This window comes from Pseudomonas sp. CFBP13528, assembly GCF_005233615.1.
Classification (GTDB): domain Bacteria; phylum Pseudomonadota; class Gammaproteobacteria; order Pseudomonadales; family Pseudomonadaceae; genus Aquipseudomonas; species Aquipseudomonas fluorescens_AM.
The window spans coordinates 172,622-191,725 of record NZ_QGAJ01000007.1 but is presented as its reverse complement, the minus strand read 5'-3'; the positions used below and the strand labels follow the sequence as shown (position 1 = coordinate 191,725).

The following is a 19,104-nucleotide window of genomic DNA, read 5'->3' as shown; positions in this document are numbered from 1 at the left end:
CCCACCTTAGGCTTTCGCTTTGTTCCTAACCAGAGCAGAATCCAGAACTTATTGTGCAATTTGGCGAACAATCCTCCCATGGAAAAAGCTGAGATCGAAGGGCTGTGGACCCATATCCACTGGCTGTCGGTGCTGGAAGAACAAGGCACCTACACCGCCGCCGCCGCGCGCCTTGGCGTGAGCAAGTCGGCGGTGAGCCAGCGTATTTCCGACCTGGAAAAGGCCACCGGCACCCGGCTGGTCACGCGCACCACGCGCAGCGTTCGACTGACCGACGCCGGCTTGTCATTGACCCGCGAGGTGCGCAGCGCCTATGAACACATCGCCCGCAGCTTTTCTTCGGTGCGCGACCAGGCCGGGGAAGTTCGCGGCCTGGTTCGGCTCACCGCCCCTGTAGCGTTCGCCCGGCAACAGCTGGTGCCGCACCTGCCGCAATTCCTGCAGCAATACCCGCAGGTGCGCGTTCAGCTGGACGTGTCCGACGCCTTGAGTTCACTGGCCGCCGAAGGCTACGACCTGGCCGTGCGCCATGGCTTCCAGATCCCCGAGACCCATGTGGCCTGGAAGCTCTGCGACACCGCCTCGGTGCTGGTGGCCACCCGCGAGTATCTGCAGCGCCATGGCGAACCCGGCGCGCCTAGCGAGCTGTCGGCGCACAACTGTCTGTTCTACCCGCGCGGCACCGACCAGCCGGCCTGGACCTTCGAACGCGGCAGCGAACACATCGAACGCCTGACCATCCCCATCGCCGGCAGCTTCGCCACCAACAACAGCGAAGCCTTGAGAGACGCAGCACTCAACCACCTGGGCATCGCCCTGCTGCCGGACTTCAGTGCCCATGCGGCGCTGGCCGAGGGCAAGCTGGTGCAGGTCTTGAAGGGTTGGACGCTCAAAGGCGCGTTTGCCGATGAAATCTACCTGATCCGGCCGTACTCGCCCCATGTGCCGAAGTCGGTGAGTGCGCTGGTGGGCTTTTTAAAGGCGCAGTTGGCCGGCGGGTTTCGATTCGTCGGCTGAGGCAAAAAAAAGCCCGGCGACACACGCGCAGGCGTCACCGGGCAAAGCAAGCGACCTGCTTCAGAAACGCGGCTTGAGCGTTTTCCAGTCCGGTTGATAGCGCTGCATCTGTTTCACGTCATCACGCTGACGGATACCGCAACTGAGGTATTGGTCATGCAGCTTGCCCAACTGATCGTGGTCAAGTTCCAGGCCCAGCCCCGGCGCACGGGTGACGCTCACGCAGCCGTCGACGATGGGCAGCTTGCCGCCCTTGATCACCTCCTCGTCCGGCTCCTGCCAGGGGTAGTGCGTGTCGCAGGCATAGTCGAGGTTGGGCACCGCGGCCGCTACATGGGCCATGGCCATCAGGCTGATGCCCAGGTGTGAGTTGGAGTGCATCGACACGCCCAGGCCAAAGGTGTGGCACATTTTCGCCAGCACTTGGGTGTCACGCAGGCCGCCCCAGTAATGGTGGTCGGCGAGCACGATCTGCACGCTGTTCAACGCGACACTGCGGCGAAATTCGTCAAAGTCGGTCACCACCATATTGGTCGCCAGGGGCAAGCCGGTGCGTGCGTGCAGCTCGGCCATGCCGTCCAGGCCCGGCGTCGGATCTTCGTAATATTGCAGGTCGTCGCCCAGCAGTTCGGCCATGCGAATCGAGGTGTGCAACGACCAGTTGCCGTTCGGGTCGATGCGCAGCGGCACACCCGGAAACGCCTTTTTCAGCGCCTTGATGCAGCGCACCTCGTGCTCCGGCGCCAGCGCACCGGCCTTGAGTTTGATGCTTTTGAAGCCATAGGTCTCGAGCATGCGCCGTGCCTGGGCGACGATCTGCGCTTCAGTCAGGGCCTCGCCCCAACTGTCGGGCTGGTAGGGCGAATCGATATGTTCGGCGTATTTGAAAAACAGGTAGGCGCTGAACGGGATCCGGTCGCGAATCGCACCGCCGAGCAGGTCCACCAGCGGCACATTCAACGCGTGCGCCTGCAGGTCGAGAAACGCCACTTCGAACGCCGAATAGGCATTGCTGACGGCTTTGCTGGCATGGGAGCCCGGCGCCAGCTCCGCACCGGCAATGCTCTGCGGTTTATACGCCGCCACTGTGGCCTGGACGACAGCGCGCAGGCCGTTGAGGTTGAACGGGTCCAGCCCGATCAGCTGTGGCTGGACCTGTTGCTGGATCGCCAGCGCCGGCGCATCGCCATAGCTTTCGCCGAGGCCGATGTAACCGGTGTCGCTTTCAATCTCGATGATCGAGCGCAGTGCGAAAGGTTCGTGGATGCCACTGGCGTTAAGCAGCGGCGGGTCGCGAAAGGCTATCGGGGTGACGGTGACGCGGACAATTTTCAAGAGACGGCTCCCTGTGGACCTGGACGCACTGTGTGATGTGCCGTGGATGAAGTGGGCGGCGTACCGCTGCGCGGCGCGGTGCGGGCAAAAAACACCAGCACCGCCGCCACCAGTGAAGTGGCCGCCAGCCCGTAGAGGCCGCCTTCGATAGACCCCGTGGTCTGCTCCAGCAAACCGAAGGTGGTGGGCGCCACGAAACCGCCCAGGTTGCCGACCGAATTGATCAAGGCAATCACCGCCGCCGCGACCCGCGCATCCAGGTACCCCTGGGGAATCGGCCAGAACAGCGCCGAAGCGGCCTTGAAGCCGATGGCGGCGAAACAGATAGCGACGAACGCGAACACCGGCCCGCCGGTGGTGGACATGAACATGCCGAACGCGGCGATCACCAGCATCAGTGACACCCACGCCTGCTGGTGCTTCCACTTGCTGGCCAGCGCGGCGAAGCCGTACATGGCGACGATGGAAATCAACCAGGGAATGGAATTGAACAAGCCCACCTGGAAGTCACCCAGGTCACCCATTTTCTTGATCATGCTCGGCAGCCAGAACGTGGCGCCGTAAATGGTCAGGGCGATGGAAAAGTAGATAAAGCAGAACAGTGCGATCTGCGTATCGGCGAGCAGTTTGAACATCGACGGCCGCACGCCCCGGCCCGCCTCGCGCGCCTGTTGCTCGAGCGCAATGGCACTGACCAGCGCCTGTTTTTGCGCAGCGCTGAGCCACGTGGCCTGGTGCGGATGGGACTGCAACCAGAACCACACGAAGCCGCACAGCACGATAGAGGCGAAGCCTTCGATCAGAAACATCCATTGCCAGCCATGCAGGCTCAACCCGCTGACAGTGAGCAACGCGCCCGACACCGGCCCGGAGATCACCGAGGCAATCGCCGACCCACTGAGGAAAATCGCCATGGCCTTGCCGCGCTCGCTGGCCGGCAGCCACTGGGTGAAGTAATAGATGATGCCGGGAAAGAACCCGGCTTCGGCCGCGCCGAGAATAAAGCGCAACACGTAGAAGCTGGTTTGCCCCTGCACGAACGCCATGCCCATCGCGGCCGCGCCCCAGGTGAACATGATGCGCGTCAACCAGGCCCGCGCGCCGTAGCGTTGCAGCAGCAGGTTGGACGGTACTTCGAAGATCGCATAGCCGATGAAGAACAGCCCGGCGCCCAGGCCATAGGCCGCCGCGCCAATGCCCAGGTCGGTTTCCAGATGGCTGCGCACGAAGCCGATATTGACCCGGTCGATGTAGTTGACGATGAACATCACCACGAACAACGGCAGTACATGGCGCTTGACCTTGGCGGCGGCGCTGGCAAGCACGCGTGGGTCAGGCGCATTCTGAAGGGTATCCACGGGCAACTCCCACTGATTGTTTTTTTTGGGAAGGCCCGATGATGGACGCCGGCAATTGTTCCCGTCTAATCTAACCTGGCATTGGATTGATACCGGAATTAGATCAATGTTTGAACTGACGCAACTGCGCTGCTTCACCACCGTGGCCACCGAGCTGAACTTTCGTCGAGCCGCCGAACGCCTGAACATGACCCAGCCGCCGCTGAGCCGGCAGATTCAGTTGCTCGAGCATCATCTGGGCGTGGAACTGTTTACCCGCACCACCCGCAGCGTCGCGCTGACTGCCGCCGGCCGGGCCTTTTTCATCGAGGCGCAGTACCTGCTGGAGCGCGCCCAGCAAGCGGCGGTCACCGCGCGGCGCTTTGCCGAGGGCGATATCGGTACGGTCAACATTAGCTTCGTCGGCAGTGCGGTGTACGAGTTTTTGCCCAAGGTGATCGCCGAGGCGCGGCTCAAGCAGCCCCACGTCAAGATCGACCTGTCCGAGATGAACACCTATCAGCAATACGAAGCCTTGCGCGCCCGGCGCATCGACCTGGGCATTGTCCGCGCGCCGCTGCTGGAGCCCGGCTACGCCACCGAATGCCTGGTGCGCGAGCCGTTTGTGCTGGCGGTGCCGAGCAGTCATCGGCTGGCCCAGGCAGAGACGGTCAGCGTGCACGATCTGGATGCGCAACCGTTCCTGATGTATGCCCATTCCGCCTACCCGCCGTTCAATGAATTGCTCACCGGCCTGCTGCGCTCGGCTCGCGTGGCGCCGCAGTATGTGCAGTGGCTGGGCTCGTCGCTGACCATCCTCGCGCTGGTCAACGCCGGCATGGGCCTGGCCCTGGTGCCGCGCTGCGCCAGCAGTGTGGTGTTCAAGAACGTGGTGTTCCGCGATATCGACCTGGGCGAAGGCGCACAGAGCGAACTGCACCTGATCTGGCGCGAGCACAACGACAACCCGGCGTTCACGATGCTGCTCGAAGGTATTCGCCATGCCGTGGGAGGGAATTTGCCGGCTGATTGACCCAATACTGTTGAATACTTGCCTGATCCTCTGAACTTGCAGGTTATTGCATAGATAGCGTTTACGCCGTGGTCTAGAGTTCGACGATGGGCGACCTGCGGTCGCACCACACCTATAAGAACTCTTGCACCACCAACCGATGATCAGCAGGTGAGCCGCCATGGAATTACGTATTAACCAACAGGCCTATCAGGTCGATGCCGACGCCGACACGCCGTTGCTGTGGGTGATCCGCGACGACCTGGGCCTGACCGGCACCAAGTACGGCTGCGGCCTGGCCCAGTGCGGCGCGTGCTCGGTACTGGTGGACGGCAATGTGGTGCGCTCGTGCGTCACGCCGGTGGCGGCGCTGGTCGGTCGCGAAATCACCACCATCGAAGCCATCGAGGCCGATGAAGTGGGCAAGCGCGTGGTCGCGGCCTGGGTCGATCGCCAGGTGGCGCAATGTGGTTATTGCCAGTCCGGGCAAGTGATGGCGGCCACCGCGCTGCTCAAGCACACCCCGGCGCCCTCGAAGGCGCAGATCGACGCGGCCATGGTCAACCTGTGCCGCTGCGGCACCTACAACGCCATCCATGCCGCCATGGATGACTTGGCCGCCGGGAAGGAGACCGCTTGATGAACACTGTCCTGCCTGACGTAACCCTGGACGCGCCGATCAACCTGTCGCGTCGACGCTTCCTGGCGAGCACCGCCGTCGGTGCGCTGGTGATCGGCTTCGGCCTGCCCCTGGGCACTTCCCGGGTGCAGGCCGCCACTGGCGCTGGCGCCGAACGCGGCACCCAGGTGCCGGCATTCCTCGAAATCCGCCCGGACGGCAGCGTGCGCCTGCTCAGCCCCTTCATGGAAGGCGGCCAAGGCACGCACACCGCCATGGCGCAGATTATCGGCGAGGAGTTGGATGCCGACCCGGCGACGTTCACCGTTGAAGCCGCCCCACCCGGCGAGGCTTATGTGGTGATGGAAAATGGCATGCGCATCACCGGCGGCAGCATGTCGGTGCGCATGAGCTACCCGACCATGCGCCGCCTCGGCGCCCTCGCCCGTGCCATGTTGCTGCAGGCCGCCGCCGAGCAGCTCGGTGTGCCGGTCGCCCAACTGACCACCCAGCCCGGCCGCGTAGTGCACGCCGCGTCGGGCCGCTCGCTGGGTTACGGCGAGTTGGCCGGGCGCGCCCTGGACATGCCGGTGCCGGACCCTGCCGGCATCACCCTGCGCGATCCGAGCCAGTTCCGCTGGATCGGCAAGCCGGTCAAACGCCTGGATGCCTATGACAAATCCACCGGCAAGGCGCAATACAGCATCGACCTGAAGGTCGACGGCATGCTCCATGCCGCCGTCCAGCACGCGCCGCGCCTGGGCATGACCGTGGGCAGCCTGCGCAACCAGGCCCAGGTCGAGGCCATGAAGGGCGTGCATTCGGTGCACACCTTGCCCGGCGCCGTGGCAGTGGTTGCCGAACGCTGGTGGCACGCCAAGCGGGCCGTTGAAGCGATCCAGGTAGACTGGCTCGAAGCCGCCGCCGACTCCAGCGTACGCGCCATGCCGGCGGACTTTTCCAGCGACACGTACCGCGACTTTCTCGCCGCCCAACAGGGCCCGGCCCGTGACGACGAAAACCAAGGTGACGTAGCCGCCACACTGGCAAGCGCCAAGACCCGCGTCGACGCCACCTATCACAACCAATACCTCAATCACGCCCAACTGGAGCCGCCCTCGGCGCTGGCGCGCTATAACCCCGACGGCACGCTGGAAGTGTGGCTGCCCAACCAGGCCCCGGATATGTTCCGCGCCGACATCGCCAAGCGCACCGGCTTGTCCCTGGAACAAATCACCCTGCACTCGCCGCTGCTGGGCGGTTTTTTCGGTCGGCATTTCCTCTACGACTCGGCCAATCCGTATCCGCAGGCTATCGCCTTGACCAAGGCCGTTGGCCGTCCGATCAAGCTGATCTGGAGCCGTGAAGAAGAGTTCGTGCGCGATGTGCTGCGCCCGGTCGCGGTGGTCAAGTTCCGCGCCGCGCTGGATGACCAAGGCCTGCCGCTGGCCATCGAAGCGGTCAGCGCCACCGAAGGCCCCACCGAAGCGATTGCCGGCAAACAGGGCGACAAGCTCGACCCCACGGCCCTCGAAGGCCTGTCGGGCAAGAGCTATGCGATCCCCAACAAGCGCATCGCGCAGATCTACGTCAAGGGTCCGGCCATGCTCGGCTACTGGCGTTCGGTGGGCAATTCGTTGAACGACTTCTTCTACGAAGCGTTCCTCGACGAACTGGCGGACAAAGGCGGCCATGACCCGTACGAACTGCGCCTGCACCTGCTGCGCGACAATGCGCGGCTGACCACGCTGCTGCGCGCGGTGGGCGAGCTGTCCGGCGGCTGGAAGCGCGGGCCGTTCACCGCCGAAGACGGCAGCCGCCGTGCCCGTGGCGTGGCCATGGCATCGCCCTTTGGCTCCCACGCAGCCGTGGTCGCTGAAGTGTCGATCGAGAACGGCCAGGTCAAGGTGCATGACATCTGGCAGGCCATCGACCCCGGCAGCATCGTCAACCCGGCGATCATTGAAGCCCAGGTCAACGGCGCCGTGGCCCTGGGCCTGTCGCAAACCTTGCTGGAGGAAGCGGTGTACGTGAACGGCATGCCACGTGCGCGCAACTACGACCTTTATCCGATCCTGCCGCCGTCGCGAATGGCGCGGGTGCACGTGAAGATCGTCGAGAGCGGCGAAAAAATGGGGGGCATCGGCGAACCGCCGTTACCGGCCGTGGCACCGGCGGTCGCCAATGCGGTAGCCCGGTTGACGGGCCAGCGCATCCGCAGCTTGCCGTTGAGCCGCTACACCTTCAGTTAACCCACAGGGAACGTCCATGAACAACCGCCGATTCGCAAGAACCGCAGGCTGGCTGGCGCTGCCCTGCCTGGTCGTCGCAGGCCTGCTGGCCTGGTACGTCACCCGCGAGCCCGCCTCGCCGTTTGAACAGGAACACGCCACACGTTTCGACCCGGCACTGGTCAGTCGCGGCGAGTATGTCGCCCGCCTGAGCGACTGCGTGGCCTGCCACAGCCTGGCGGGCAAAGCGCCGTTTGCCGGAGGCCTGGAGATGGCCACGCCGCTGGGGGCCATCCATGCCACCAACATCACCCCCGACCGCGATCATGGCATCGGCCGCTACAGCCTCGCCGACTTCGACCGCGCCGTACGCCACGGCGTGGCGCCGGGCGGGCGACGCCTGTACCCGGCCATGCCCTACCCGTCCTACGTGAAGCTCAGCGACGACGACGTAAAAGCGCTGTATGCGTTTTTCATGAAAGGCGTGCAACCGGCCAACCAGGCGAATATCCCCAGTGATATTCCCTGGCCGCTGAATATGCGCTGGCCCATCGCCCTGTGGAATGGCGTCTTTGCACCGACTGCGCCCTATGCGGTCAACCCCGGCCAGGACGCGCTGTGGAACCGTGGCGCCTATATCGTCCAAGGCCCTGGCCACTGCGGCAGTTGTCACACGCCGCGCGGCCTGGCGTTCAACGAGAAGGCCCTGGACCAATCCGGCGCGCCCTTCCTTGCCGGTGCCCTGCTCGACGGCTGGTACGCGCCAAGCCTGCGCCAGGACCCCAATACCGGGTTGGGGCGCTGGAGCGAGGCGCAGATCGTGCAGTTCCTCAAGACCGGGCGCAACCAGCATGCGGTGGTTTACGGATCGATGACCGAAGCGTTCAACAACTCCACGCAGTTCATGGCCGATGACGACCTGGCCGCCATCGCCCGCTACCTCAAGTCCCTGCCCGGCGACCCGCAGCGTGATGGCGCGCCCTGGCAGTATCAGGTGGCCGATACGCGCCAGGACATTCCCGGCGCCCACACCTACGCGACCCGCTGCGCCTCCTGCCATGGCCTGGACGGCAAGGGCCAACCGGAGTGGATGCCGCCGCTGGCCGGCGCTACCTCGGCGTTGGCCAGGGAAAGCGCCTCGGCCGTCAACATCACCCTCAACGGCTCGCAACGGGTGGTCGCCGCCGGGCTGCCGGACGCCTACCGCATGCCGGCGTTCCGTGAGCAATTGTCCGATCAGGAGATCGCTCAGGTGCTGACGTATGTGCGCAGCACGTGGGGCAACCACGGTGATGCGGTCGACGCACAGGCGGTGGGCAAGTTGCGCGGGCATACCGACCCTGCGAGCAGCAGCCCGATCATTTTGCATATGCGTTGAGGCCAGGCTTCAGGAACCGGGGCGTGGTGTATCTGATATACACCGATCAAATGTGGGAGGGGACTTGCCCCCGATGGCGGTCTCCCAGCCGACAGCTACCCAACTGACACGCCTCGGTTCAATGTGGGAGGGGGCTTGCCCCCGATGGCGGCCTCCCAGCCGACAGCTACCCAACTGACACGCCTCGGTTCAATGTGGGAGGGGGCTTGCCCCCGATGGCGGCCTCCCAGCCGACCAGGATGCTGGATCAGACCGAGTACATATCCGTTTCTGCGGTAACGGCGGCTGGCGGTTCCGCTTTTACAGCGGGTCACTTTTGGAAAAGAGCCCCAAAAGTAACCAAAAAGGCTCTTGCCCCACCACTCGGCACCTCGCCTAGGCTCGGTGTGCCCTCTCTCCGGCTTGAATCCGTGGGCCGCCGCAATGGGCCATCCATGGCCCAGTGCGGCTAACCCGGCGTCCTGCCGGGTTACCCACGGATTCAAGCCTGCGTTCGGCCAGAGTGGTTTAACGGGGCGCCTAAGATCAAGATCAAAAGCCAGATCAAGATCAAGATCAAGAGCGACTCGCTGCGCATCGTGGTTAGCGTTGTGTAGATACCCACCTTTCCACCGTGTGCAAACTGGCGAAGCGCGGCCTACTTGCTGTCGTCGGCCTTGCCTTCCTGCATTTGCACCGAAGACTTGCTGCCGCTGGCGTTGTCCTTGGTGGTGTTATCGGAATTGTCGAAGCAGCCGTGCAGCAGGAACACGCTGCAAAGGCTCAAGCCCATATAAAACTTTTTCATGAAGTCACCTGGTGAGTAAGCGCAATAGTGGTCATCCCTTGCTGCGTGAGGCCCGCGCGCAGGCATGAACGTTCCCTGCCATGGCGGTGAGACTGACGAATGGTGTGCCATTAACTTGCTAGCTGTTACGCACAGGATATTTGAGCTAACCTTGATCCGCTAAGGCCTGCTCCGGTGATCCCATGGACACGTTGACCAGAACGCAAATCGAGCAGGCTCTTTCAGAGCGGCTGCCCAATTGCATTGTCACTTGCACGATCAATCCGGACAGCAGCCTGTCCGTCACGGTGCTCGCGCCCGACGCCAATCAGTTCACCATCGCCAATATCAACCGCGCCCGCTACCACGGCGAGTCAGGCATCAACCGGCTGGTACGCGAAATCCTCGAAGACATGGTGGTGTCCCGAAAAACATCCCGTCTTTCATCCGTGGGCTAACTGCTGCGACAAGAACAGAGCGAGGCTTCCCATGCCGCATACCTCTGCTACACCAGCGCAACACTGCACAATCGATTACCTTCAAGACACGCTGTTTGGCGTAAAGCCGCTTTCCTGTGAGTGCCAGGCCTGGATTACGGAGAACGGCGAGTGCGTAACGCTGCGTATTCTGTCGCCGTGGCCGCAGACGTTGGAAAAGGCCCATACGATTACGATCAAGGGAGAAGGCCACACCTATCATGGCGTCCTTCTGCAAGCCCACGCATCCGACACCGATGAACTGGTGTTGAACGTTGCACGTCAGCCGCAACGGCCGGGGGCAACTGATCGCTAACCGCGCTCCCCCGCCAATGCGCGTTGGTGAAAAGGCGCCAGCCACTTCAACCCATGCACCGCTGCAGCAAGTTGCACCTGCTCGCGCGACCCCACGCCCAGCAGGCGCTGTTTGGCCTGCGGCGAGTAGGCGACATAGCCACACTCGATAGCGGTGTCCATTCGCGCGATTGAACATTTATAAAAATGACCCGGGACGTCGAGCGGTTGTTCCGCCAATCTTGCGTCGGGCATGCAGCGCATCAATCCGGTTGAACACCCACTTCGGCAGGCTTTCTAGATGTGCTCTACAACTGCCCATGGAGGGATTGCCCAATGACTATTACCCGCCTGCATTCTGTGTGCCTGGCGATTTCGATTGCGTCGCTGACCGCCTGCGCCGGCAATGATTCGGCCTCGAACGTCGTCGCGCCCGGCGAAGCCAAGTCAGCCACCACGCGCAGCCTCGACGCCGGCGCCGCCCTATTGCAATCGCGCCCGCCCATCGACGCGCTGAATGCCTATCTGGACGGCTTTCACTTCTACAACGGCCATCCCGACGTGCAAATGGAAGCCCATCACTACTGCGCCATCCTCAATGAGGAGGTGATCCAGTGTGTGATTTACGACGGCAACCGCAAGGATGCCAAGTTGATGGGGGTGGAGTACATCATCAGCGAGCAGTTGTTCAACACGCTGCCTGCGGCGGAAAAGGCGCTGTGGCACAGCCATGTGCATGAAGTGAAATCGGGCCAATTGGTCGCACCCGGTATTCCAGGGGTGGCCGAACACGCGCTGATGGAAAAACTGGTGCATACCTACGGCAAGACCTGGCACACCTGGCATACCGACCTGCACAAGCGCCTGCCGCTGGGGGTTCCGCAATTGATGATGGGGTTTACCGCCGACGGTCAGGCCGACGCGAAGATGGTCGCCGAGCGGGATCAGCGGCTGGGGGTCGACAGTGCCAGTAAAAAAACCGACCGCGCCGACATTGTCGCTCCGCCCATCGCGCCCGGTGCGGACGCCTGGCGTCAGGGCAACATCATCCAGATCGTCGATCCCACCCAGACCGCTCACCAACACTGACGGCGGCAGCCGGTCATTTGGATTGAACGATCATTTGCCGGCGCTTGCCCAACAAGAATCGGGGCGCATTTGCTGCCCTTTGCACAAGGAATCCGTCCATGTCTTATGACCATCAAGACACTGTCAGCATCATCACCGCTTCGCGCCATCTGGGCACCGAAGATGATGAATGCCTGAATGAAAATGTCGATATAAAAATGACCCGCAGCGGCAAGCCAACCATTGTCCGCGTGGACTTTTCCGCCCCGCTGCAATGGCCCGGCCATCCCAACTCCGTCACGGTCAACCTGCCCGACGGCACGTCCCTCAGCGGTGTCATCGTGGCCTTGGAACGCCCCGCCGACGGGCCAGGCTCGGTCACCTTCACGGTGGACGATTGAGGCAGAGCGCACGTTATCGCATTGTCTGACAACTTCTTTGAATTATTCTTGACGCCAAATATCTGTAGTTCATGAGCATAGGGAGGCCTCATGAAAAACAACGAGTTATTCACCATCAATTATCAGCTTCACGGCAAGCCCAGGTCGTTTATCGTGCGCGCGGCGCGCATGAATAACGCTGAAGCATGGCACTGGGCCAGTTGCGATGCCGGCGTGGCGGTCATCCCCAGGTTCGGGCAAAACAACCTCAAGCGCGTCTCCAAGCCAATGGCGGAAAAATACGGCATTACGGACGTGCGCTGGAGCGGTGCTGCAGCTATCCAATGGGCGGAGGGGGTTACACCATGAACAGTCAGGTGAACAGCCAGGTGCCGGACTTTACAAAGCGGCAGGCGGTGGACGCCGAGGTGGCGCACTACAGTCAGATGTTTTTCGAAGCGGATCGACTGGATGCGCTGGCGTACGAAATCATCGAATCCTATAGCGGCGATGCGGCCATCTGGGCGCGCTTCACCGAGACCAAGAAGTCTGCGGATGCGCAGCGTACCGCCGCCTATCGAGAGTGGATGCGCATTCACCGCGCCAGCAAGAAGTAAACCAGAGGTCCGAAAGCACTGAGTACCCAATGTGGGAGGGGGCAAGCCCCTCCCACATTAGATGTGCAGCGTACTCGGCATCCTCGGTCGCCCCCGCCTGAGCAAGCGGGGGCGCACGTTCAGAGGATCGGCTTGCCTCCCGTCACGCCAAAGCGCTCGCCAGAGATATAACTGCCCTCGTCCGACGCCAGCAGCACATAGATCGGTGCCACTTCGACCGGCTGGCCAGGCCGACCCAGCGGCGTGTTGCCGCCAAACTCCTTCACCATGTCGTCGGTCATCGTCGACACGATCAGCGGCGTCCAGATCGGCCCCGGCGCCACGCTGTTCACGCGAATCCCGCGCTCGCCCAGCATCTGCGCCAGGCCTGCAGTGAAGTTGGCAATCGCGCCCTTGGTGGCCGCATAGGGCAGCAGTGACGGGTTGGGCATGTCGGAGTTGACCGAGGTGGTGTTGATGATCGAACTGCCCTTGGCCATGTGCGGCAGCGCCGCCTTGCAGATCCGGAACATCGCGGTGATGTTGATGTTGAAGGTTTTTACCCAGTCTTCGTCGGGGATGTCTTCCAGCGATTGGTAGGTCATCTGGAACGCGGCGTTGTTGACCAGTACGTCGATACGTCCGAACTGCTTGACCGTGTCATTGACGATGGCGCTGCACTGCGCCGCCTCGCCCAGGTCGCCGGGTAACAGCAGGCACTGGCGCCCCGCCGCTTCGACCCAGCGCGCGGTCTCTTTCGCATCCTCGTGTTCATCCAGATACGACACCGCAACGTCGGCACCTTCGCGGGCAAAAGCAATCGCCACCGCACGCCCGATACCGCTGTCGGCGCCAGTGACCAAGGCAATCTTGTTGGCCATTCGGCCCGAGCCTTTGTAACTTTGCTCACCGCAATCGGGCATTGGGTCCATCTTGCGCTGATCCCCGGGGACGGGCTGCTGCTGTGGCTTGAAGGGTGGCTTTGGGTAGTGGGTCATCGGATTCCCTCCTGTGTATGGATAGTGTTGCGAGGGTTGTCCGAGCACGATAGTTCAGAGCAATTTCAGGAAAATCAGATGACCGTTGCTTTGGCTTTTTTCAGCCCTTGCCGTGCTCCAGCGAAGACGGCGTGGTGGTCAGGCCGCGTGGGCTGGACGCTGCCCCTGCCATCTGAATCTAAAAAAACGATAGTTGCGACGGAACTGAATCGTTGAATTGATCAATATTTCAAAGGCAAGCAAATTGATACCGTCGCTTTCCAGGCCGGTCACAGCCTTATCGGAACCTGTTGAAGAAGGATTTACGCATGCAACACGCTGATCTCTACACAAAGCGGATGGCCTGCCGCCAACTGGCAATGGAGCAAAACCAGAAGCTGTTCAATGAAGCCAACGCCATCAGCCGCGAGGCATTCGACATGTTGGAGTGCGCCGATTTCGATAGCGCAAAGTTCGATCAATACCTGCGCCTGCGCGCCAAGGCCGAAGCGCTGTTCCGTGAGGCGATCGAGCATTTGGGTGTGCTCAACACACATTTCCCGGCGCCCACATCCAGCGTGGCGATCGACGATGCGCCGGTAGTGATGCTTGAACAGGAGGTGGCGTGATGAATAATTCACAACGGGCCTGGGAGCTGGCGATGGTGCTGGTCGCCAACGGCAAGATCCCGTTCGACCCTGCGAACCCGAGCGGATCGATAAAGATCCTTTCGCGGCATCTGCAAGCGTTGGAAACCGCCCTGCATGAGGAAGCAATGGCGAACACACCGGTTGAGCGCTTGCGCAAGCTCGGCAGTCGCCAGTGCGCTCTGGCGTGTGCCGATTGAGCTTGAGCCAACAAGGTCAATGTCGGAGGGGGCAAGCCCTCTCCACCATCAACTCAGCGCAAATCCATTGCGCCCCGCCGACTTCGCGCCATAAAGCGCCTTGTCGGCCGCCTCGATGAAGCTGAGCACAGGCTCCAGTTCAGCACCCGCTGCCGCTGCAACGCCGATACTCACGCTCACCCGTCCCAACGGACTGCCCGGATGTGCGATGTTTTCCCGCAGCAGCCGATCAATGATCAGTTGCGCCACCACCACCGCACCATCGCTGTCAGTCGCGGGCATGATGATGGCTAATTCCTCTCCGCCGTAACGTGCCACCAGGTCAGAAGGCCGGCGCACACAGGTCTCCAGCAATGTGCTGACCCTCTGCAGGCAGGCATCGCCGGCGACGTGACCCAGGGCATCGTTGTAGCGCTTGAAATAGTCGATATCGATCATCAGCAAGGCCAACGTCGTGCCATCGCGTTGCGCCCGGCGCGCTTCCAGGGCCAGGCTCTCATCGAAGCAGCGGCGGTTGGCCAGGCCGGTCAGCGCGTCCTTCAGCGCCAGCAGTCCAAGCTGCCGGTTGGACTCGAGCAACTGTTGCTGGGCGATACGCAGCGCGTCTTCCACCAGGGTTCGCCGGCGAATATCGAGGATCAGAAACCAGCCGATCAAACCGGTCAGGCCGAGCAGTCCCGCCACCACCACCGCCGACAACGCCGCTTCCGTTCGCCAGGCTGCCAGCGACTCGTGCTTGCCCAGGGCAACGGTGGTGATCAACGGCAGGCTTTCGCTTTTGCGGAAGGCATACAGCCGCTCTACGCCATCCAGGCTGGAGGTGTACGAAGCGGTGCCGACGGAGCGGTCGACCAGATATTGGGAGTAGATGGGCGACTTGGAAAAGTTGCGGCCCATGTCCTGCTCGCGAAAGGGGTAGCGCACCAGCAAGGTGCCGTCGGTATAAGACAAACCGATCGCGCCTTCCTGACCGATGTCGAGTTTACCGAACACGTGCAGAAAGTTTTCCACCCCCAGCGTCACGGCGACCACGCCGGCGAAGTGGCCGGCCGCGTCATCGAAGCGGCGGCTGACGGTCACTACCCATTCCTGGTTGGTATGGCTCTGGATCGGCGGGCCGATGAACGGCTCACGGCTCGGATCGTCGCGATGATGGATGAAATACGCACGCGCGCTACTGTTGGCACCCGTCGGAATCAGGCGATTGGAGGACATCAGCCAACCGCCCTGCCGGTCATAGATGGTGATGCCGCTCAGTTGCGGCATCAGCGGCTGTTGTCGACGGATCAACGCGTTGATGCGCTGGATCTGCGCCGGGCCACTGCCTTCGGTTTCCAGGCGCTCGACCAGCCCCAGCAACAGCAGCGCGCTTTGCCGCACGATGCCTTCGGTGTAGGTGTTGAGCGCCTGGGCCAGGTTCAAGCCATGCACGTCCACTTCCGCCAGCGCCCGCTCACGGGAAGAGAGGACTTTCCAGATCGTCAACGAAGTCAGGGAACAGCCGATGACCAACAGCAAAAGCATCACAAGACGGGTATCACGCTTCACGTCAGCACCTTAAGGAAGCCTGGTATGTGTTCCAGCCATCATTCGAACGTCGGTACTCACAGCGGCCACCGGTTCCGGGGCGCACGCATACAAGCCGTCTGAAGGACCCGCACCAACAGAGCAGCTTTTACCAGAACCGCTGCTGGGTCAGCCGGCTCCACCAGGTCAGCAACACACGATCCACCGAACCACTGGCGGCCAGCCCTACACGCTCCTGCAAGCTTTTACGCTCGGCATAGTGCAGGTGGAACACCTCTGCGGTGCGGGCTTTGGTGGCCAGGTACTCGTCGCTGGTCTGCAGTTCGTCGACCAATTGCTTGTCGAGAGCGGCAACACCCAACCACACTTCGCCGGTGGCGACCTCGTCAATCGCCAATTGCGGGCGATAACGCGAGACGAAGTTCTTGAACAACTGGTGGGTGATGTCCAGGTCTTCCTGGAACTTTTCGCGGCCCTTCTCGGTGTTTTCGCCAAACACCGTCAGGGTGCGCTTGTATTCGCCGGCAGTCAGCACTTCGAAGTCGATATCGTGCTTTTTCAGCAGACGGTTGACGTTGGGCAACTGCGCCACCACGCCGATGGAACCGAGGATGGCGAACGGGGCGCTGATGATCTTCTCGCCGATGCACGCCATCATGTAGCCGCCGCTGGCCGCGACCTTGTCGATGCACACGGTCAACGGCACGCCTGCCTGGCGAATACGCGCCAGTTGCGACGATGCCAGGCCGTAGCTGTGCACCATGCCGCCGCCGCTTTCCAGGCGCAGTACCACTTCGTCTTTTGGGGTGGCCAGGCTCAGCAATGCGGTGATTTCATGCCGCAGGCTTTCGGTGGCCGATGCCTTGATATCACCGTCGAAATCCAGCACGAACACCCGGGGCTTGGCCTCAGGCTTGTGCTTGCCCTGCTTTTTTTCGGCTTTGCTTTCGGATTTGCGCAGGGCCTTGAGCTGGTCCTTGTCGAGCAAGGACGATTCGAGGCGCTCGCGCAGGCCCTTGTAGAAATCGTTCAGCTTGCTGACCTGCAATTGGCCGGCGGCTTTACGACGCCCTTTGCTGCGCAGGGCCGCGAAGCTGATCAGCACCACCACAATAGCGACCACCAGGGTGACGGTCTTCGCCAGAAAGCTCGCGTATTCGGCCAAAAAATCCATATGTCTCCTTAAGAATGCACTGCGCCAGGCGCGGATGGCCCAGCATACCGGCGCCACTGCCTGCGGACCAGTGCCCAGACCGCCAGCAACGCACCTCTAACGGGCTTTTAAAACAAGCGTATGTTTTTTCATTGACAGCTCGCGGGCATCCTCATAACCTCGCCAGACTTTCAACGTACCGGGAAAACGGACGTGGGCAGCATCTATCTGATTCGACATGGCCAGGCCTCCTTCGGTGCAGACGACTATGACGTCCTGTCGCCCGTCGGCGTGGAACAGGCCCAGGTACTCGGTCGCCACCTGGCAGAGCTGGAGCTGACGTTCGATCGTTGCCTGTCGGGTGATCTGCGCCGCCAGCAGCACACCGCCACCGCCGCGTTCGATCAATACCGAGCCCTGGGCCTGCCGGCTCCGCCCCTGGAAGTCGACAGCGCATTCAACGAATTCGACGGCGAGGCGATCATTCGCGGCCTGCTTCCCGATCTGCTTGGCGCCGAACCCGACGCCGCGCACATCCTGCGCAATGGCGCGCAGAACCGCAGCGAATTCCAGCGCATCTTCGCCCTGATCATCGAGCGCTGGCTGGCCGGCACTTACGACCCACCGGGGCTGGAAAGCTGGCAGGGGTTTGTCGAGCGTGTCGAGGGCGGCTTGCAGCGCATCCTTGCAGCAGCCGACAACTCGCAAAAGATTGCAGTGTTTACCTCCGGCGGCACCATCACCGCCCTGCTCCACCTGATCACCCGAATGCCGGTCGCCCAGGCGTTCGAACTGAACTGGCAAATTGTTAACACCTCGCTCAACCAGCTGAAATTCCGCGGCCGCGAGGTGGTACTGGCTTCCTTCAACAGTCATGCCCACTTGCAGCTGTTGAAGGCGCCGCAGCTCATCACTTTCCGATGAGCTGCGGCCAACCGTGACCCCAAGGTCACTGGACTCCACCCTAAAGGATCGAAACCATGACTGACGTAGCCAAAGCTGTAGAAGCAATGAAAGCCAAATTCAACCCAAGCGCTGCCGAAGGCCTGGACCTGGTCTTCGGTTTCCGTATCGACGACAGCAAGAACTTCTCGCTGGTGGTCAAGGACAAGACCTGCGAACTGCAGGAAGGCGAAAACCCGGACGCCCAAGTGACCCTGGTCATGGACAGCGAAACCCTGGAAGGCATCGTCGACGGTTCTACCGACGGCATGCAGGCCTTCATGGGCGGCAAACTGCGCACCGAAGGCGACATGATGCTGGCGATGAAGCTGAGCGAGTTGTTCCCGGCCTGATAACGCCGCGCTCAAAAAATCCCGCCTTCCGGCGGGATTTTTCATTTCTGGCCCAAGCCTCGCTATCAACGCCCAGCAGCGGCTTCGACTTTTTTAAACTGCGCCACTTCTTCTGGCGAACCCGGGTTGCCGTATTCATTGAGGAACCGCCAATGGCCCGGTCTCATCTTGAATTCGCCGCTCTCCACGTCCCGGCCAACCGTCACCATGTATTGATTGCGACCTACCCGCACATAGACTTTATAAAAGTCCACAGGTTGATCTTCAGCCATAAAAAGACTGTACGCGTACCGCGCACGACGAGTCAGGTCGGGCCACTGCTGCTCCAAGACACTGCTATCGCGTCCGGAATTACCCATGGCATCGATTGCGTCTACGCTTGCCTGAACCAACGCATCATTTTCATCAATGCCCAGAACCAAAGGTTTGATCCGGGTCATTTTGCGTTTCTCGTCGGCTTCTGCACCCATCTCCTTTTCGTCATCCGTCAGCGTCACTGCGTCAAGACGGTACATGCCGTTCTTGACCCATTTAGTCGCATCGGTCGCAAAGCCGACATCGCATGCCAGGCACATTGCCCTCAGTTCCTGCGCACCGGCGCTGCCAACCGGCAGGCAGGCGAGCAACGCAGCGGCGCTGACCAGCAATGCGCCCAGCAGGTTGGCAGGGTTTGAAACGATGGCGCGGTTTGCCATGATCTACATCCTTGTAAGGGTAAGGCCGGCGAATCTACCTGATTCAAGCCTTTTGGTGGCGGGATTCTTTGCCTGCACTGTCGCAAGCAATGAAGCTCCCA

At 61.8% G+C, this 19,104-nt stretch carries 23 protein-coding genes; 15 read left to right on the top strand and 8 right to left on the bottom strand.

Annotated features, from left to right (window positions below; genetic code table 11):
• Window positions 1-78: 78 nt before the first annotated feature.
• On the top strand, window positions 79-1,017 hold the full coding sequence (locus PspCFBP13528_RS15955) for a LysR family transcriptional regulator (RefSeq protein WP_137200624.1): 939 nt from the start codon (window positions 79-81) through the stop codon (window positions 1,015-1,017).
• Window positions 1,018-1,077: 60 nt separating this feature from the next.
• On the opposite strand, the gene PspCFBP13528_RS15950 is transcribed toward PspCFBP13528_RS15955, so the two are convergent.
• Together PspCFBP13528_RS15950 and PspCFBP13528_RS15945 are read right to left on the bottom strand one after the other, a co-directional pair.
• Window positions 1,078-2,352: a glucarate dehydratase family protein gene (locus PspCFBP13528_RS15950; protein ID WP_137200623.1), complete on the bottom strand. Its 1,275-nt coding sequence runs from the start codon at window positions 2,350-2,352 to the stop codon at window positions 1,078-1,080.
• Entirely contained in the window at window positions 2,349-3,710 is a 1,362-nt protein-coding gene (locus PspCFBP13528_RS15945) for an MFS transporter (protein WP_137200621.1), read from the bottom strand. Before PspCFBP13528_RS15945 ends, PspCFBP13528_RS15950 begins: the two co-directional genes overlap by 4 nt.
• A gap of 106 nt (window positions 3,711-3,816) precedes the next feature.
• Here PspCFBP13528_RS15945 and PspCFBP13528_RS15940 point away from each other — a divergent pair, with 106 nt between their 5' ends.
• From PspCFBP13528_RS15940 to PspCFBP13528_RS15925, 4 genes are all read left to right on the top strand, one after another.
• The gene (locus PspCFBP13528_RS15940) at window positions 3,817-4,722 is read left to right on the top strand and encodes a LysR family transcriptional regulator (protein WP_065952782.1); all 906 of its coding nucleotides are present in this window, start codon (window positions 3,817-3,819) and stop codon (window positions 4,720-4,722) included.
• 160 nt (window positions 4,723-4,882) lie between these two features.
• On the top strand, window positions 4,883-5,341 hold the full coding sequence (locus PspCFBP13528_RS15935) for a (2Fe-2S)-binding protein (protein ID WP_065952783.1): 459 nt from the start codon (window positions 4,883-4,885) through the stop codon (window positions 5,339-5,341).
• Window positions 5,341-7,572 (top strand): molybdopterin cofactor-binding domain-containing protein, encoded by a 2,232-nt coding sequence (locus PspCFBP13528_RS15930; RefSeq protein ID WP_137200619.1) that lies wholly within the window; start codon window positions 5,341-5,343, stop codon window positions 7,570-7,572. Before PspCFBP13528_RS15935 ends, PspCFBP13528_RS15930 begins: the two co-directional genes overlap by 1 nt.
• Before the next feature lie 16 nt (window positions 7,573-7,588).
• The gene (locus PspCFBP13528_RS15925; RefSeq protein WP_065952785.1) at window positions 7,589-8,929 is read left to right on the top strand and encodes a cytochrome c; all 1,341 of its coding nucleotides are present in this window, start codon (window positions 7,589-7,591) and stop codon (window positions 8,927-8,929) included.
• A 637-nt stretch (window positions 8,930-9,566) separates the two neighbouring features.
• Here PspCFBP13528_RS15925 and PspCFBP13528_RS27600 read toward each other — a convergent pair.
• Entirely contained in the window at window positions 9,567-9,716 is a 150-nt protein-coding gene (locus PspCFBP13528_RS27600; RefSeq protein WP_178084434.1) for a hypothetical protein, read from the bottom strand.
• Between the two features lie 182 nt (window positions 9,717-9,898).
• On the opposite strand from PspCFBP13528_RS27600, the gene PspCFBP13528_RS15915 reads away from it, so the two are divergent.
• Together PspCFBP13528_RS15915 and PspCFBP13528_RS15910 are read left to right on the top strand one after the other, a co-directional pair.
• Window positions 9,899-10,153: a hypothetical protein gene (locus PspCFBP13528_RS15915; RefSeq protein WP_065952786.1), complete on the top strand. Its 255-nt coding sequence runs from the start codon at window positions 9,899-9,901 to the stop codon at window positions 10,151-10,153.
• A 31-nt stretch (window positions 10,154-10,184) separates the two neighbouring features.
• Window positions 10,185-10,487: a hypothetical protein gene (locus PspCFBP13528_RS15910; RefSeq protein WP_137200617.1), complete on the top strand. Its 303-nt coding sequence runs from the start codon at window positions 10,185-10,187 to the stop codon at window positions 10,485-10,487.
• Here the strand turns inward: PspCFBP13528_RS15910 and PspCFBP13528_RS27530 are convergent.
• Window positions 10,484-10,648, bottom strand: coding sequence for a hypothetical protein (locus PspCFBP13528_RS27530; RefSeq protein WP_161594764.1), 165 nt, complete (start codon window positions 10,646-10,648; stop codon window positions 10,484-10,486). The two genes, PspCFBP13528_RS15910 and PspCFBP13528_RS27530, sit on opposite strands and share 4 nt — an antisense overlap.
• Before the next feature lie 153 nt (window positions 10,649-10,801).
• Here PspCFBP13528_RS27530 and PspCFBP13528_RS15905 point away from each other — a divergent pair, with 153 nt between their 5' ends.
• From PspCFBP13528_RS15905 to PspCFBP13528_RS15890, 4 genes are all read left to right on the top strand, one after another.
• On the top strand, window positions 10,802-11,554 hold the full coding sequence (locus PspCFBP13528_RS15905) for an OBAP family protein (RefSeq protein WP_065952789.1): 753 nt from the start codon (window positions 10,802-10,804) through the stop codon (window positions 11,552-11,554).
• 98 nt (window positions 11,555-11,652) lie between these two features.
• On the top strand, window positions 11,653-11,934 hold the full coding sequence (locus PspCFBP13528_RS15900; protein ID WP_065952790.1) for a hypothetical protein: 282 nt from the start codon (window positions 11,653-11,655) through the stop codon (window positions 11,932-11,934).
• Between the two features lie 90 nt (window positions 11,935-12,024).
• Entirely contained in the window at window positions 12,025-12,282 is a 258-nt protein-coding gene (locus tag PspCFBP13528_RS15895; RefSeq protein WP_065952791.1) for a DUF6555 family protein, read from the top strand.
• A complete protein-coding gene (locus PspCFBP13528_RS15890; protein ID WP_137200615.1) occupies window positions 12,279-12,530 on the top strand; it encodes a hypothetical protein in 252 nt (83 codons plus the stop codon). Before PspCFBP13528_RS15895 ends, PspCFBP13528_RS15890 begins: the two co-directional genes overlap by 4 nt.
• Before the next feature lie 119 nt (window positions 12,531-12,649).
• Here PspCFBP13528_RS15890 and PspCFBP13528_RS15885 read toward each other — a convergent pair whose 3' ends face one another.
• Entirely contained in the window at window positions 12,650-13,507 is an 858-nt protein-coding gene (locus PspCFBP13528_RS15885) for an SDR family oxidoreductase (RefSeq protein ID WP_065952793.1), read from the bottom strand.
• Between the two features lie 308 nt (window positions 13,508-13,815).
• On the opposite strand from PspCFBP13528_RS15885, the gene PspCFBP13528_RS15880 reads away from it, so the two are divergent.
• Both PspCFBP13528_RS15880 and PspCFBP13528_RS15875 read left to right on the top strand, forming a co-directional pair.
• Complete coding sequence (locus PspCFBP13528_RS15880) at window positions 13,816-14,115, top strand: hypothetical protein (protein ID WP_137200613.1); 300 nt, start codon at window positions 13,816-13,818, stop codon at window positions 14,113-14,115.
• Complete coding sequence (locus PspCFBP13528_RS15875) at window positions 14,115-14,333, top strand: hypothetical protein (RefSeq protein ID WP_065952795.1); 219 nt, start codon at window positions 14,115-14,117, stop codon at window positions 14,331-14,333. The genes PspCFBP13528_RS15880 and PspCFBP13528_RS15875 overlap by 1 nt, the downstream gene beginning before the upstream one ends.
• 48 nt (window positions 14,334-14,381) lie before the next feature.
• Here PspCFBP13528_RS15875 and PspCFBP13528_RS15870 read toward each other — a convergent pair whose 3' ends face one another.
• Together PspCFBP13528_RS15870 and sohB are read right to left on the bottom strand one after the other, a co-directional pair.
• Window positions 14,382-15,881 (bottom strand): sensor domain-containing diguanylate cyclase, encoded by a 1,500-nt coding sequence (locus tag PspCFBP13528_RS15870; protein WP_137200611.1) that lies wholly within the window; start codon window positions 15,879-15,881, stop codon window positions 14,382-14,384.
• Between the two features lie 127 nt (window positions 15,882-16,008).
• Complete coding sequence (gene sohB, locus PspCFBP13528_RS15865; protein WP_101221428.1) at window positions 16,009-17,034, bottom strand: protease SohB; 1,026 nt, start codon at window positions 17,032-17,034, stop codon at window positions 16,009-16,011.
• 192 nt (window positions 17,035-17,226) lie between these two features.
• Here sohB and PspCFBP13528_RS15860 point away from each other — a divergent pair, with 192 nt between their 5' ends.
• Together PspCFBP13528_RS15860 and PspCFBP13528_RS15855 are read left to right on the top strand one after the other, a co-directional pair.
• A complete protein-coding gene (locus PspCFBP13528_RS15860) occupies window positions 17,227-17,937 on the top strand; it encodes a histidine phosphatase family protein (RefSeq protein WP_137200609.1) in 711 nt (236 codons plus the stop codon).
• Between the two features lie 56 nt (window positions 17,938-17,993).
• A complete protein-coding gene (locus PspCFBP13528_RS15855; RefSeq protein ID WP_101221427.1) occupies window positions 17,994-18,308 on the top strand; it encodes an SCP2 sterol-binding domain-containing protein in 315 nt (104 codons plus the stop codon).
• Between the two features lie 65 nt (window positions 18,309-18,373).
• Here PspCFBP13528_RS15855 and PspCFBP13528_RS15850 read toward each other — a convergent pair whose 3' ends face one another.
• The gene (locus tag PspCFBP13528_RS15850; protein WP_137200607.1) at window positions 18,374-19,003 is read right to left on the bottom strand and encodes a hypothetical protein; all 630 of its coding nucleotides are present in this window, start codon (window positions 19,001-19,003) and stop codon (window positions 18,374-18,376) included.
• Between the last annotated feature and the right edge of the window lie 101 nt (window positions 19,004-19,104).

Coding starts and splice junctions, on each gene's coding strand:
- PspCFBP13528_RS15885 (WP_065952793.1), bottom strand. CDS start 13,507: ATGACCCACTACCCAAAGCCACCCTTCAAGCCACAGCAGCAGCCCGTC.
- PspCFBP13528_RS15930 (WP_137200619.1), top strand. CDS start 5,341: ATGAACACTGTCCTGCCTGACGTAACCCTGGACGCGCCGATCAACCTG.
- PspCFBP13528_RS15875 (WP_065952795.1), top strand. CDS start 14,115: ATGAATAATTCACAACGGGCCTGGGAGCTGGCGATGGTGCTGGTCGCC.
- PspCFBP13528_RS15910 (WP_137200617.1), top strand. CDS start 10,185: ATGCCGCATACCTCTGCTACACCAGCGCAACACTGCACAATCGATTAC.
- PspCFBP13528_RS15895 (WP_065952791.1), top strand. CDS start 12,025: ATGAAAAACAACGAGTTATTCACCATCAATTATCAGCTTCACGGCAAG.
- PspCFBP13528_RS15905 (WP_065952789.1), top strand. CDS start 10,802: ATGACTATTACCCGCCTGCATTCTGTGTGCCTGGCGATTTCGATTGCG.
- PspCFBP13528_RS27600 (WP_178084434.1), bottom strand. CDS start 9,716: ATGAAAAAGTTTTATATGGGCTTGAGCCTTTGCAGCGTGTTCCTGCTG.
- PspCFBP13528_RS15900 (WP_065952790.1), top strand. CDS start 11,653: ATGTCTTATGACCATCAAGACACTGTCAGCATCATCACCGCTTCGCGC.
- PspCFBP13528_RS15935 (WP_065952783.1), top strand. CDS start 4,883: ATGGAATTACGTATTAACCAACAGGCCTATCAGGTCGATGCCGACGCC.
- PspCFBP13528_RS15890 (WP_137200615.1), top strand. CDS start 12,279: ATGAACAGTCAGGTGAACAGCCAGGTGCCGGACTTTACAAAGCGGCAG.
- PspCFBP13528_RS15915 (WP_065952786.1), top strand. CDS start 9,899: ATGGACACGTTGACCAGAACGCAAATCGAGCAGGCTCTTTCAGAGCGG.
- PspCFBP13528_RS15925 (WP_065952785.1), top strand. CDS start 7,589: ATGAACAACCGCCGATTCGCAAGAACCGCAGGCTGGCTGGCGCTGCCC.
- PspCFBP13528_RS15850 (WP_137200607.1), bottom strand. CDS start 19,003: ATGGCAAACCGCGCCATCGTTTCAAACCCTGCCAACCTGCTGGGCGCA.
- PspCFBP13528_RS15880 (WP_137200613.1), top strand. CDS start 13,816: ATGCAACACGCTGATCTCTACACAAAGCGGATGGCCTGCCGCCAACTG.
- PspCFBP13528_RS15940 (WP_065952782.1), top strand. CDS start 3,817: ATGTTTGAACTGACGCAACTGCGCTGCTTCACCACCGTGGCCACCGAG.
- sohB (WP_101221428.1), bottom strand. CDS start 17,034: ATGGATTTTTTGGCCGAATACGCGAGCTTTCTGGCGAAGACCGTCACC.
- PspCFBP13528_RS27530 (WP_161594764.1), bottom strand. CDS start 10,648: ATGGACACCGCTATCGAGTGTGGCTATGTCGCCTACTCGCCGCAGGCC.
- PspCFBP13528_RS15855 (WP_101221427.1), top strand. CDS start 17,994: ATGACTGACGTAGCCAAAGCTGTAGAAGCAATGAAAGCCAAATTCAAC.
- PspCFBP13528_RS15955 (WP_137200624.1), top strand. CDS start 79: ATGGAAAAAGCTGAGATCGAAGGGCTGTGGACCCATATCCACTGGCTG.